At 44.8% G+C, this 12,151-nt stretch carries 14 protein-coding genes; 5 read left to right on the top strand and 9 right to left on the bottom strand.

Annotated features, from left to right (window positions below; all coding sequences use genetic code 11):
- Positions 1-55: 55 nt before the first annotated feature.
- From recQ to YH65_RS00275, 6 genes are all read right to left on the bottom strand, one after another.
- Positions 56-1,834, bottom strand: coding sequence for a DNA helicase RecQ (recQ, locus tag YH65_RS00300; RefSeq protein ID WP_046550135.1), 1,779 nt, complete (start codon positions 1,832-1,834; stop codon positions 56-58).
- A gap of 71 nt (positions 1,835-1,905) precedes the next feature.
- Positions 1,906-2,592 carry a response regulator transcription factor gene (locus YH65_RS00295; protein WP_046550134.1) on the bottom strand — a complete coding sequence of 229 codons (687 nt, stop codon included), beginning with the start codon at positions 2,590-2,592 and terminating at the stop codon, positions 1,906-1,908.
- Between the two features lie 179 nt (positions 2,593-2,771).
- Positions 2,772-4,316 (bottom strand): inorganic phosphate transporter, encoded by a 1,545-nt coding sequence (locus tag YH65_RS00290; RefSeq protein ID WP_046550133.1) that lies wholly within the window; start codon positions 4,314-4,316, stop codon positions 2,772-2,774.
- A gap of 94 nt (positions 4,317-4,410) precedes the next feature.
- The gene (locus YH65_RS00285) at positions 4,411-5,562 is read right to left on the bottom strand and encodes a putative porin (protein WP_046550132.1); all 1,152 of its coding nucleotides are present in this window, start codon (positions 5,560-5,562) and stop codon (positions 4,411-4,413) included.
- 172 nt (positions 5,563-5,734) lie between these two features.
- Positions 5,735-7,072, bottom strand: a complete 1,338-nt coding sequence (locus YH65_RS00280; protein ID WP_046550131.1) for a hypothetical protein — start codon at positions 7,070-7,072, stop codon at positions 5,735-5,737.
- A 122-nt stretch (positions 7,073-7,194) separates the two neighbouring features.
- Positions 7,195-7,728, bottom strand: coding sequence for an ankyrin repeat domain-containing protein (locus tag YH65_RS00275; protein ID WP_046550130.1), 534 nt, complete (start codon positions 7,726-7,728; stop codon positions 7,195-7,197).
- Positions 7,729-7,817: 89 nt separating this feature from the next.
- On the opposite strand from YH65_RS00275, the gene YH65_RS11680 reads away from it, so the two are divergent.
- A complete protein-coding gene (locus YH65_RS11680; RefSeq protein WP_281175040.1) occupies positions 7,818-7,946 on the top strand; it encodes a hypothetical protein in 129 nt (42 codons plus the stop codon).
- Between the two features lie 13 nt (positions 7,947-7,959).
- Here YH65_RS11680 and YH65_RS00270 read toward each other — a convergent pair whose 3' ends face one another.
- From YH65_RS00270 to YH65_RS00260, 3 genes are all read right to left on the bottom strand, one after another.
- The gene (locus tag YH65_RS00270; protein ID WP_046550129.1) at positions 7,960-8,271 is read right to left on the bottom strand and encodes a YbaB/EbfC family nucleoid-associated protein; all 312 of its coding nucleotides are present in this window, start codon (positions 8,269-8,271) and stop codon (positions 7,960-7,962) included.
- A 3-nt stretch (positions 8,272-8,274) separates the two neighbouring features.
- On the bottom strand, positions 8,275-8,643 hold the full coding sequence (gene panD, locus YH65_RS00265; RefSeq protein WP_046550128.1) for an aspartate 1-decarboxylase: 369 nt from the start codon (positions 8,641-8,643) through the stop codon (positions 8,275-8,277).
- Between the two features lie 156 nt (positions 8,644-8,799).
- Entirely contained in the window at positions 8,800-9,177 is a 378-nt protein-coding gene (locus YH65_RS00260) for a (2Fe-2S) ferredoxin domain-containing protein (RefSeq protein ID WP_046550127.1), read from the bottom strand.
- 205 nt (positions 9,178-9,382) lie between these two features.
- Here YH65_RS00260 and YH65_RS00255 point away from each other — a divergent pair, with 205 nt between their 5' ends.
- From YH65_RS00255 to YH65_RS00240, 4 genes are read left to right on the top strand one after another with little or no spacing between them, the layout of a single operon-like run.
- Entirely contained in the window at positions 9,383-9,991 is a 609-nt protein-coding gene (locus YH65_RS00255) for a hypothetical protein (protein ID WP_046550126.1), read from the top strand.
- Between the two features lie 4 nt (positions 9,992-9,995).
- Entirely contained in the window at positions 9,996-10,436 is a 441-nt protein-coding gene (locus YH65_RS00250; RefSeq protein WP_012084060.1) for a hemerythrin domain-containing protein, read from the top strand.
- Between the two features lies 1 nt (position 10,437).
- Entirely contained in the window at positions 10,438-10,698 is a 261-nt protein-coding gene (locus YH65_RS00245) for a DUF2249 domain-containing protein (RefSeq protein ID WP_046550125.1), read from the top strand.
- Positions 10,691-11,977 (top strand): hypothetical protein, encoded by a 1,287-nt coding sequence (locus YH65_RS00240; protein WP_046550124.1) that lies wholly within the window; start codon positions 10,691-10,693, stop codon positions 11,975-11,977. The genes YH65_RS00245 and YH65_RS00240 overlap by 8 nt, the downstream gene beginning before the upstream one ends.
- Positions 11,978-12,151: the final 174 nt, after the last annotated feature.

The following is a 12,151-nucleotide window of genomic DNA, read 5'->3' as shown; positions in this document are numbered from 1 at the left end:
CATTTCATAATCGTATGCCAATTCAAGGTTTTTGGTGTTGTGAGGGCACAACACCCTACACTGTCAATAACTCCAAAAATGCCTCTCCGTACCTCTCGAACTTCACTTCTCCTATGCCATGCACCTCCAGCATCTCACCTTTCGTTTGCGGTTGTTTATTGCTAAGGTCTTTGAGTGTTTTGTCCGAAAAGACGATGTAGGGAGGTATACCCTTCTCCGATGCGATCTGTGTACGCAGTTCTCTGAGCCTGTCATACACTTCGGCATCATAGTCGTCAAAATAGGTGACCTTGCGTTTTGGCTTGGCCTTTTGGACTGCCAGGCGTTCTTTTTTCAACTCGATGCTGTGTGCACCCTTGATGACCTCAACACCAAAGTTCGTCAATCTGTAAACCTTGAACTCACCTATTTCTACCGCACCGAGCTCCAGAAGCTTGTCTCCGATGGTCATCCACTGTGCCTTGCTGTATTCCTCTCCTATGCCATAGACCGAAAGAGTATCGTGCCCGTTCTGAAGCACTCGCTGTTCCCTGCTTCCTCTGAGCACATCGATCACATAATGCAGTCCAAACTTCTGTTCGGTACGCAGGATAGTCGAAAGCAGCATCCGTGCAGCCGTCGTAATGTCAATCTTTTCACTCTGTGTTGTCGTACAGTTGTCACATTTCGTTCCGCAGACTTCGATACGATCGTCAAAATAGGCGGCGATACTCTGGTGACGGCAGTTCTCCGAATTGGCAAAACGTACCATACTGTCAAGTTTGTTGAAAGCATGCTGCTTGTAGGGTGTTTCGGGAAGGTCCTCTATGAACATCTTCTGCTGTACGATATCCTGTGCGGAGAACAGCAGCAGGGTTTCCGCTTCAAGACCGTCCCTGCCTGCACGTCCGATCTCCTGGTAGAAATTCTCCAGTGTTTTAGGCAGTGTCATATGCACCACGAAACGGATGTTGCTTTTGTCAATCCCCATACCGAATGCAATGGTCGCAACGACGACCTGCACCCTGTCAGCCACAAAATCACTATAGGTCGCATGCTTTTCCTCTGTGGGTAGACCGGCATGGTACGCCCTTGCCTCTATACCCTTATTCTGCAGGAAATGGGCCACCGATTCGGTCGATTTTCTTGAGAGGGTATAAATGATCCCGGACTCCCCTTCATGCGACTTCAGGAATTCCAGCAGCTGTTCACGCCCGTCTTTGATTCGGTGTCTGGAGTGGATGGTCAGGTTTTCACGAAAGAGAGAACCTCTGACACGCTTGGGGTTCTGCAAACCAAGATTTGATGCTATATCCTCTTCCACCGCCTTGGTCGCTGTAGCTGTGAATGCAGCAATAGGTGTCGTAGCAAACTGCTCTTTGAGCAGCGAAAGCCGCCGGTAATTCTCCCTGAACTCATGCCCCCATTCACTCACGCAATGCGCTTCGTCGATGACAAAAAAGTTGATGTCAAGCTGATGCAGCATATTGAGGAAATAGGCATTGGTCAAACGTTCCGGCGCGACATAAAGCAGTTTTATCTTTCCACGATGCAGCTGTCCCTCTATCTGCCGGCTTTCTTCCATGTCCTGCATACTTGAGAGCATGGCAGCGGGAATGCCGTTGGCACGCAACGCGACCACCTGGTCATGCATCAGCGCCAAAAGAGGAGAGACCACGACCGTCACACCCTCCATAAGAAGTGTGGGAAGCTGGTAGCAGAGTGATTTTCCCCCTCCCGTGGGAAGGATCATCAGCACATCCTCTCTGTTCAAAATAGCATCCACTACCTCTTCCTGCAGCGGCCTGAAAGCCTTGTGTCCAAAATAGTCTTCGAGTGTTTTCAGTTTATTCATGATGGCAGTGTAACGTCTTCCTTTTCAGTGAAGTAGAAAATATGGCAAAATGACATATTTTTTGTATCATTCTAATAAAATTTGTATCCCACACCCCATACCGGATGAAAATAGTTCTCTTCATTCTCAGGGTCTATCTTGTTCTTCAGCCGATTGATGGCGACATTGACCGCATTGTCATTGACACCTTCCCCCTCCTGACCCCAGGCTTCCTCTCTGAGGAAATCACGCGTCAGAGGCTTGTCTATATATTTCAAAAATGTATGCAGAAGATTAAACTCAAGATTGGTCAATGCTACGGCTGCTTTATTAACAAACAGTTTCTTCTGTGTAAAGTCCATGGTCAACGTTTTGTATTTGATGCGATCCTGCCGCTGCAGTGCACCGGTACGACGGAGCAAAGCTTTGATGCGCAATACCAACTCTCTGGGCTTGAACGGTTTACAGATATAGTCATCCCCCCCGGCCATAAAGCCCTCTTCCAGCTCGAACTCCTGGTCTTTTGCGGTAAGGAAGATAACCGGTATATCATAGCCTGTACTCCGGAGATGGGCAACAAACTCGCTTCCCTCCATTCCGGGAAGATTCCGGTCCACCAGCATCAATGCAGGTGTCTCTTCTTCGAGAAACTGCTCTACATTGTCCGTTGAGAGAAAACCCGTCACTGCATATCCCTCTTTGGCAAGGTGATACTCTATGAGTTCCAGAATATCCTCTTCATCTTCGATCACAACGATCTCTATGCGTTCTTCATCCATTGGCTGCTCCAACCCCTCGTTTGTCCATGCTTATTTGCACGCAATGACCTGTAAAAGGATCATTGTGATCCATTTATCTAATTATAGTCAAAAAGTATTAGGAGTTTGAAAAAGAAAGAGAAAATCATGCGGTGTTTTTACAGGAAAAGTGTAAAAACACCATTGCGATACAAGGCAGGTCAGGCCGCAAACCCTTTTATCACATAAAAGATGATCGCAGAGAGGAAGGCAGCCGCAGGCACGGTAATGACCCATGCGGCAATGATCTTCTTGACCATACCTCGCTTGACGTAAGTCTCACGAAGAGAACGTTTAATACTTTTTACTTTTTTCTTCTGTCTTTTCTGTGCCTCAATGAGCTCAACCTGTTTTTTGTAATCCTCTTCACTTTTCAGGGCATCGAGCTCTGCCTTGATTGCATCGAGCTTTTCTACTTCTATTTGCAATTTTTTCTGCTTTTCGTCCATATTCTTGCTATCAAGCCATTCGCGAAGGAAACCTACGCCAAACACTGCACCTACTGCAATATGGGTAGAGGAGACCGGCAATCCAAGTTGTGATGCGATAATGACTGTGATCGCTGCGGCCATCATAATGGAAAAGGCTCTCATCTCGTCAAGTTCGGTGATCTCCGAACCGACTGTTCTAATCAGTCTCGGACCGTAAAGTGCCAGACCGATCGAGATACCCACACCACCTACGACCATGACCCACAACGGAATGGCTGCTTTTGTTGCTATCGCTGCATGTGTCAATGCATCATACACTGCTGCCAGCGGTCCAACAGCATTGGCAACGTCGTTCGCACCGTGTGCAAAACTGAGGAAGATCGCAGAGAAGACAAGCGGAATACCAAACAAAATGTTTATATCGGCTCTGTTCTCACCCAGTCCGTTCTCTACTTTTTTAAGTACTCTTGGTTTAACCATTACATAGGTGATGAACCCACCAATAAGGCCAATGATCAATGCCGCCATAAATGTCGGTTTTTTTGTCTGAGGCAAAAAGCTCAACATATCCGTAAGGTCTCTCCATACATGTTTAAGCCCTTTGAGTGTCAAATAGGTCAGAAATGCTCCAGCCATGATAGCTACAAGGACAGGTACCACTTTTTTAGCTGCAGTACGCATATCTTTCTGATAAAGGATCTGTGACTTGATAATATAGAGGAAGATCGCGGCGATCACACCGCCAAGTACAGGTGAAATAACCCATGATACCGCGATCTTGCCCATGGTTCCCCATGAGACGATCGCAAAACCACCCGCTGCGATACCACCACCAAGCACACCACCAACAATGGAGTGTGTCGTAGAGACCGGTGCCTTGAGCCATGTTGCAAGATTCAGCCAGAGTGCTGCAGCAAGCAGTGCTGCAGACATAGCATATACAAACAGCATGGGGTCACCACCGAATGCCGCCGGATCGATGATCCCCTTTTTGATGGTACCGACGACGTCACCGCCTGCGACCAGCGCACCCATTGCTTCGAAGATCGCCGCGATGATAATGACGCCGCCCATGGTGATCGCACCCGAACCGAAAGCCGGCCCAACATTGTTCGCTACGTCATTCGCACCGATATTCATTGCCATATAGGCACCAAATACTGCTGCAAGTACCATAAATCCTGCATTCCCACCATGCCCCATGATACTGCTGGCATAGTAAGCCACTGCAACAGCAAAACCTACACCAAGCAGAAGTCTGATCGTATTGTTCATTGTTATCCCCTGAAATATAAAATTTTCGGGAGTATAGTAAAAAAGTATTACAATTTTGTTACCAAAATGTAATCAAATAAATTGAGTGATATTTTTAAAACTTGATAATGGCGTCCAATTGTACGCGCTCATAGTCTGCCTCTTCTCCTGTTTTGCTTTTGCTTGCAAAAAGTGTATCGAAGAAGAAGTTACCAGCGAGATACAGGTTTTTACCCATTTTGTACTTTGCTCTAATTGCAGAACCTTTAGCAGCAGTACCTCCACCAAAGTTATCGGAGTCAGAGTATGCACCAAATGTTGCATCTTCTTCAATATCTGTATACGAGTATTTCACTTGCCAGTCACCGACATGTTTAACTTTACCTAACTGAACACCCAGATCATACCCAAAGTTATTGTCGTCTGCACCAAAGTTGTATACAACGCCTGCTGCAACTTTAAACGGCATACCAAACAGGTCTTTAAACTGCAGTTCACCAAATCCCTCTACAATGTGGTAATCATTGACATATCGCCCATCTACTACGGTATTGCCTTTACTTTTGCCAAAAAGCGTTGTGTTTCCTTTTAATCCATCATAATAATAGATACCCGCACCCAAATTAAGTTTTGCAAAGTCCAATTTTGTTTTGTGCACATATTGCGCCAAATAGAGGTTAACATCATCCTCGGCAACCGCTTTTTCTTCCAGGGTCGGGCGGTTCACACCTGCAGTAATGATCTTTGTATCATCTTCATAGTGGTAGTTCAACCCGTTCATTGAAACATCGTTATCCCAAACAAGTTGTGACTTGATAGGTCTGTACATCATGTATGGTTGTCTCCCTACTTTGAAAGTAGAATTACCCGACTTGTAAGCCAAACCTAAAACGTTAAATCTAAGTGACTGAAAAAAGTAGTCACTCAAAGGCTCGTCATCATGAAATGTCTGGTTTCCTGAAGTCGGGTTTGCAAAACCAGATCTCATACCTACTTCAAAATGTAGTTCCTCTGTAAGATCAACCACTGCACCGATTCTTAGACGATACCTGTTCCTATACGTATTATCTTTGTCATCTCTTTCTATACTCTCATATCTTAATCTTAGATCACCTTTGAAATGAAATCTATCTAAAATCTCTTTTTCAGCATGCGTTATTGTGTCATTCGCTTTTTTTTCTGCTATACGTTCATGCGGATGCAGAACATCTGAAGCAGCCATTGACACTGTCGCCATTGCGGCCATTGATAATACAATTTTCTTCATCTATTTTTTCCTTGGTTTGAATTATGGAGGAAGTATAGATAAAAATGGTTACAAAACTGTTACCGATTTATAAGATTTGGAAGGAGAGGATGTCCCACAGAAAGATAGTGGGTACACGCTGTTTTAGAAGTTCGTGGATCCCATGCTAAGGCAGCATAGGAAAAGAAAGGAATTACCACTTTACATCAGCAGTAAAAAGGACTCTTTGTGTTTCATTGTCTATAGCCACTGTTCGCGTATCAGTATCATCCTCGTAGTTCAGAATGAACTCTACATTTTTGTTCCATGTGTAGGCGAGACCGGTAATCCATGTTTCTCTCTCTTCACCACTGTCGAGATCCCATTTATCATATCTACCAATGATATTCCAATCATCAAGGCTCTCATCAAAGGTCAACATTCTCAACTCGCCGTTCACAGAAAAACCATCACCCTTGAATGCCGGGCTTGCTTTGGTTGACTTCAAGTAGTTTCCTGCTATGAGGAATTCAGGCTGGTTGTACACGGCATTAAAGCCGTACCAGACGAAATCACCATCAAACTCTCCTGTATCGGGATTGAATTCACCCTTTTTCATCAAATCACTATTGTACTGTCCATAAAAAGAAACATCTGCATACTGGTTGTGCTTATGTACGTGTTTTTCCCCTGTCCCAAGCAGATTTGCTGTCAGTCTCCACTCAAAACTTAAACCACTGGTATCGTCTTTATCCAGAAGCCCATGATACCCTTCTCCATTAAATAGGCCGATTTCAGATGAGAAGTATTCCGTTTTTGTCTTGAAGTTCACACCAAGGTCGGAGGAGTTGGTAAAGTCGGCATCCTGTTTTTTCTCAACGAACGTTTTTGAAATAGATCTGTACAACCATCCGTGGTGTTCTTCATAGTCGATCCACGGTCTGTGTGCCTGTCCAAGCTCTACGCCGGTGTAAGGAAGAATATCATTGATGTAAAGATATGCATACTTCAGACGTACTTCCCAGTCTCCGGTATTACCGCCTTTTACAATATCCCCATTATTGACATCTTTGCCGTTGCCTACCTGATGTGTATCAAGTGTTACTCTCATATAGCTCTTCGGATCATCGAACAAATATGCCTTGACCTGGATATAGTTTCTTCTTGTTTCGAAGTCATCGTAACTATTTGATTCTCCTGTCAAGTGGTTTTCATTTTTACCATGTACAAATCCAAGATAATGCCTACCAGAAAACTTGAGCTTGGATGCCTTGGCAAATACAGGTGTAGACTTTTCAAACTTCTCTACAACAGCATCCGTTCTCTCCTGTTTCTCGGATGGCGTTGCTTTGGCCATAGAAGTTTTCTTTTTAGTGGACTTCTTTTTGACTTCAGATTTAAGCTGTTTATTCTCAGCCTCGAGTTTGGCAAGACGCTTGTTCATCTGTGTCATCATTGCTTTAAGTTCAGTAATATCTGTTGCACTGTCCGCCAATGCACCAGTAGTCGCAATAGCAGAAATAGTCACCAGTGAAAGTATGGTTTTTTTCATAGTTTATCTTCCTTGTTTAGTTTAAGATGGCGGAAGTATAGAAAAAAATAGTTACAGAATGGTTACAGGGGAGAGAAGGGAAAATAATAGGAAAAAAGCGTTACTCATCTAAGGGAAGACGGTCATCCCTCTTCAGGATAGAGATTATGTCTGCCACCTCTTTTGGTAAGGTATTCGACCACGCCTTTCTGTCCGAGTTTGCGGGCATAGTCTTTTGCGCTCATCCCGGAGGCATCAGTTGCATTAATGTCTGCCCCCTCATCCAGAAGCATCTGTATCATTTCTGTATCATTGAAACAGGCTGCCAACTGTAGAGGAAGTATCCCACTTCGCCTTGCAGTAGTGTTGATATCTATCCCTTGGTCCATACAGAACTTTACAAGGTCTTTGCGTTTGAATTTAATCGCCATATCCAGAGCCGAGATGCCGTCACTGTCTGTACTGTGGATATCGACACCGTTCTCAAGCAGAAACTCTATCAGCTCCAGAGAAGCATATTTTCTGATGGCATAGAACAATGGACTGATCTCGTCATACTCCTCCAGATCGTACTCTTCTCCTATCAGGATCGGTTTATTGAGATCTACGCCTTCTTCAAGCAGACTTTTAAGTGTAGCGATGGAATCATTTTCGATCGCCTGCGTTACTTTATTCATATCTTATTCCTTTGTTACCTTTTGGTAACCACTATACTCTATGATTCTATGTTTCACAAAAGAGACAAATTCATCATAGGGAGCGACAGATGCACATAAGTAAAACATTGAAAAAGATCATCAAAAAAGATGGCGGCCACTCATTGAGCAGCAGAACAGTAAACAAACTGAAATCTTCAAAAGAGTTCAGCTATCTTGTAGACATAAAGCGGGCATAAATCAAACTGTCAACTATGAACCGAAAGGGTTCATCCCACCCATCATCCCCATCGCCTGAGATTTCTTGTTATCCTCTATCATCTTGTTCACATCATTCATCGCTGAGATCAGAAGTATCTGTAATGACTCTTTGTCTTCCAAAAGAGAATCATCTATATTCATATCGATCACTTCACCTGCACCGTTCGCAGTCACTTCGATAAGACCACCCCCGGCTTTCGCAGTGAACTCAATATTCTTCGCCTGCTCCTGGAGCTCTTTTGCTTTCTCCTGCATCTGCTCCATCATCTTTCCCATTTTACCGAGATCCATTCCTTCAAACATCTGCTACTCCAATCCCTCAAATTCCTGGGCAATGCCATTGTCCTCATCCAGGATCACGATCTTGGGACTGTGACTGTCCGCCTCTTCTTCAGTCATTGTCGCATAGGCGATAATGATGATCTTGTCGCCTTTATGTACTTTTCTTGCCGCTGCCCCGTTAAGACAGATATCGCCTTTGCCTCTCTCTCCCGAGATGATATAGGTGGAGAATCTCTCTCCATTGTTGATATTGACGATATCGATCTTCTGCCCGACACGCATACTCGCTGCATCCAGCAGATTCTGGTCAATGGTAATGGAACCGACATAATTAAGATTTGCATCTGTTACAGTCGCTCTATGTAGTTTAGAATAAAGCATTGTAATGTTCATAATCATTCCTGTCTAATTAAATTGTTGGGATTATACCAAAATCCTACGCATATCTCTAAATATATTATACAGTAATTGTGAAGAAATCGAGAAGCGATATGGGGAAACACTCCCTTCCGCTGTATCACACCGGAAGGAGTACATAAAAGTCGCGTATTAACGGGCCATCTGTGACGGAGGTATCGGCTCACCCCAAAACTCGTCAGGGATCACATATTCTTCTACAACATTCCCGCCGATGATATGCTCATCGATGATCCTGTCTATCTTCTCTTTTGTCAAGCCGACATACATCGTATGCCCCGGCTCTACAAGCATGACCGGCCCCTGCTGGCAGCGATTCAGACAGCCTGTCTGGATCGGCTGAACAGTCCCGATGATACCTTTCATCATCAGCTGCTGTGCCAAATGCTGGAAAAGCTGCTGAGACTCAGGGTCGTTCTGGCTGACACAGCTTGGTTTCGGCATCCCCGGAGGTGCCGACTGCTGACATTTGAATATATAGAACGCTGGTTGTGGTACACCTTGCATCATAGTGGATCCTTTTTATATAATTTTTCTCCTTGTGCAGAAGCGAAGCTCCTACCCAATTCCTTTCACTAAAGCTTTGCCTTTGGGGCTCAGAATTAGTTTAATTAGGAGTATTTTACTCTGATTTACTTAATTCTTGATAAATATCAATAGAAGCAAACTCTTTTTTTCCTATAATACAATCAATATACAAAGGGGACAAAAACCAATGAAATATCCTGATTTTTTTGACAAAGTAGAACCGATACAGCTGCAGGACCCACTGAGTGATTTTCTCGGTGCCTTTGAGAATGGCGAGATGGAGATCACCTATCTGGACTGCGTCAAACTTGCAGGGCACTCATGCCCAACGGTCGCCGGTGCCTATCTCATAGCAAAAAAGGGGCTGGAAGCACTTTATGGAGACAGCCTCCCACAGAGAGGGTCCATCCATGTCTCCATGAGGGACGGGGAAGCCGAAGGAGTGACCGGTGTGATCTGCAATGTCATCTCATTTATTGCAGGAGCGAACGGTGTTGGCGGTTTCAAAGGTATCGGCGGACATTTTTCCAGAGACAATCTTGTAAGTTATAATGTACCAATGGAAGGCGAAGTCAAGCTGACACGACTGAACAATGACTCAAGTATTACACTTACCTATAGTGCCTCTATGGTACCGGCAGATCCAAACATGCAGCCGCTTATGGGGAAATCTCTTCAGGGGCTGGCTTCCGCTGGTGAGAGAAAAGAGTTTGGAAGACTCTGGCAGACCCGCGTAGAGAAGATCCTTCTCAACAAAGAACTCTGGGATCAGATGATCACCATCACGAAAGGATAAAACAATGATTATTTCACAATTCATGACACAGGAACATAGAGACTGCGATACAGAATTTGCTGCAGCCGAGCAGGCAGCAGCAAACGGGAATTGGGCGGAAGCCGAAGAGAAGTTCATGGTATTCGCCAATGATACCCTCCGACATTTCAAGAGAGAGGAAGAGGAACTTTTTCCTGCTTTTGAAGCACAGACCGGAAGCTCTGAAGGACCGACACAGGTAATGCGTTACGAACATGAACAAGTTAAGGGACTCATTGGGAAGCTGGCGGAAGCAGTGGAGTCCCAAGATAAAGATACCTATCTCTCTCTGTGTGAATCTATGATGATCCTTTTGCAACAGCACAACATGAAAGAAGAGCAGATGCTCTATGCCATGTGTGACAGGGTCCTGCCTCCGGAACTTAAAACCGAGACACTCGACAAGATGAAAGCGGTAGAGCTCTAAAATGTCCGAATTCACAAAGATCGACCTGGATGCCAGAGCACTGGAGCACCCAAAACCGTTGGAACAGGCTATCAGGGCACTCAGAGAACTTAATGATGAAAATTACCTTTACATGCTTCATCGCAAAAACCCCATTCCTTTCATAGACCTTGCCAGCGAACAGGGGTTCCAGACACTCAGCAGAGAAGATGAAACAGGGAACTGGCATATTCTGGTAGCCAAAAACCCTTCCGTTACACTGGAGGAGCTGCTGCGTGTTTAACCAGAACGGACTCTCCCTCGATCAGGCACCCCCGATCTCGGTTGTATTCCGTTTTTTCTTTTCAGGTGCACTGTTTGGTATCCTCGCAGGTATCCTGATACTGATCTTCGGGACTTCCATATTTGATGCACATACTACCCAGGCTGTCATCCTCACGCACACCTTGACACTTGGGGTGATGCTCTCTTTCATGTTTGCAGCCCTTTTCCAAATGCTCCCCGTCATCGCAGGAGTCAAACTCACTTCTCCTGTACAAAAAGCCAACTGGCTTCAATATCCTTTCACGATCGGTGTCATCACCCTTCTTTTAGCATTTCAGACTTCTCTGTCCTGGCTTTACGGACTTGCATCGCTTTTCCTGGGCGGAAGCATCTTTTATATCGTTGCTGTCATGCTAAAGAATCTCTTTGAGCTGGTACATCACAGTGCTTCATCCAAAGGTATGGTCATAGCACTTCTTGCGCTTGCTGTTGTCGTGATCTTGGCTCTCTATATGACCGCCACACTCTCCGGAACTATCAACGGTACCTACTTTAGTCAAATGAAAGAGGGACACTACTCCTTTGGACTTTTCGGATGGATCACCCTGCTGATCATTTCCATCTCCTTCCAGGTCATAGAAATGTTCTATGTTACCCCATCCTATCCGAAAGTGGTCAGTTATTATCTGCCTACAGTACTTTTTAGCCTGCTTGTTGTCACATTCATCGTTGGGCTTTTCATCCCTGCAACATGGATCATAACAGATATTCTGCTTGCCATACTGTTAAGCAGCTACGCCCTATTGACGCTGAAACGGTTGACACAGAAAAAACGCCCTCTCTCCGATGCCACTGTCTGGTTCTGGAGGATCGGACTGACTTCGCTCATCGTTTCTATGTTCCTTATGATCATAACACTGTTTACGACAATCAGCCTGCTTCAAACAGCCAGCTATCTCTTCTTTACTTTTTTTGCCCTCAGTATCGTCTTTGCCATGTTCTACAAGATCATCCCCTTCCTGACATGGTTCCACCTCAATTCACAGGGCTACTTTACTGCACCCATGATGCACGAGGTCATACACCCAAAAACTGCCAATAAGCATCTCTACATCCATTTGGCAACACTTGTCACCTTTCTGTTGTCAACCTTCCTTACACCCTTCATCTATTTTGCCGGGCTATTGACCATACTCTCCTTCGGATGGATGAGCTACCAGATCATTCATGCATGGAAACTTTACAGACATACGCAGGAGACTGGGGAGAAGTTTGAGATGAAAATAGCAGAGGGATAAAGCGTTTAGCGTTTAGCGTTTAGCGTTTAGCGTTTAGCGTTTAGCGTTTAGCGTTTAGCGTTTAGCGTTTATACGCAAAATTTTGACACATTTCTATATGCTTTGTCAATCTATTTTGCAGCGTGTAGGGTGCGTAGTCACACACCTTTTGTAAAGCCTTTAGGCGGAAAATTT

It is taken from the genome of Sulfurovum lithotrophicum (assembly GCF_000987835.1).
GTDB classification, from domain to species: domain Bacteria; phylum Campylobacterota; class Campylobacteria; order Campylobacterales; family Sulfurovaceae; genus Sulfurovum; species Sulfurovum lithotrophicum.
This window is presented reverse-complemented; position numbering and strand designations above follow the sequence as displayed.

Bases quoted from the DNA above. Each gene is read 5' to 3' on its own strand.
- YH65_RS00245 (WP_046550125.1), top strand. From the start codon at position 10,438: ATGTCCGAATTCACAAAGATCGACCTGGATGCCAGAGCACTGGAGCAC.
- YH65_RS00270 (WP_046550129.1), bottom strand. From the start codon at position 8,271: ATGTTTGAAGGAATGGATCTCGGTAAAATGGGAAAGATGATGGAGCAG.
- recQ (WP_046550135.1), bottom strand. From the start codon at position 1,834: ATGAATAAACTGAAAACACTCGAAGACTATTTTGGACACAAGGCTTTC.
- YH65_RS11680 (WP_281175040.1), top strand. From the start codon at position 7,818: ATGCACATAAGTAAAACATTGAAAAAGATCATCAAAAAAGATGGCGGC.
- YH65_RS00285 (WP_046550132.1), bottom strand. From the start codon at position 5,562: ATGAAGAAAATTGTATTATCAATGGCCGCAATGGCGACAGTGTCAATG.
- YH65_RS00250 (WP_012084060.1), top strand. From the start codon at position 9,996: ATGATTATTTCACAATTCATGACACAGGAACATAGAGACTGCGATACA.
- panD (WP_046550128.1), bottom strand. From the start codon at position 8,643: ATGAACATTACAATGCTTTATTCTAAACTACATAGAGCGACTGTAACA.
- YH65_RS00280 (WP_046550131.1), bottom strand. From the start codon at position 7,072: ATGAAAAAAACCATACTTTCACTGGTGACTATTTCTGCTATTGCGACT.
- YH65_RS00295 (WP_046550134.1), bottom strand. From the start codon at position 2,592: ATGGATGAAGAACGCATAGAGATCGTTGTGATCGAAGATGAAGAGGAT.
- YH65_RS00260 (WP_046550127.1), bottom strand. From the start codon at position 9,177: ATGATGCAAGGTGTACCACAACCAGCGTTCTATATATTCAAATGTCAG.
- YH65_RS00255 (WP_046550126.1), top strand. From the start codon at position 9,383: ATGAAATATCCTGATTTTTTTGACAAAGTAGAACCGATACAGCTGCAG.
- YH65_RS00290 (WP_046550133.1), bottom strand. From the start codon at position 4,316: ATGAACAATACGATCAGACTTCTGCTTGGTGTAGGTTTTGCTGTTGCA.
- YH65_RS00275 (WP_046550130.1), bottom strand. From the start codon at position 7,728: ATGAATAAAGTAACGCAGGCGATCGAAAATGATTCCATCGCTACACTT.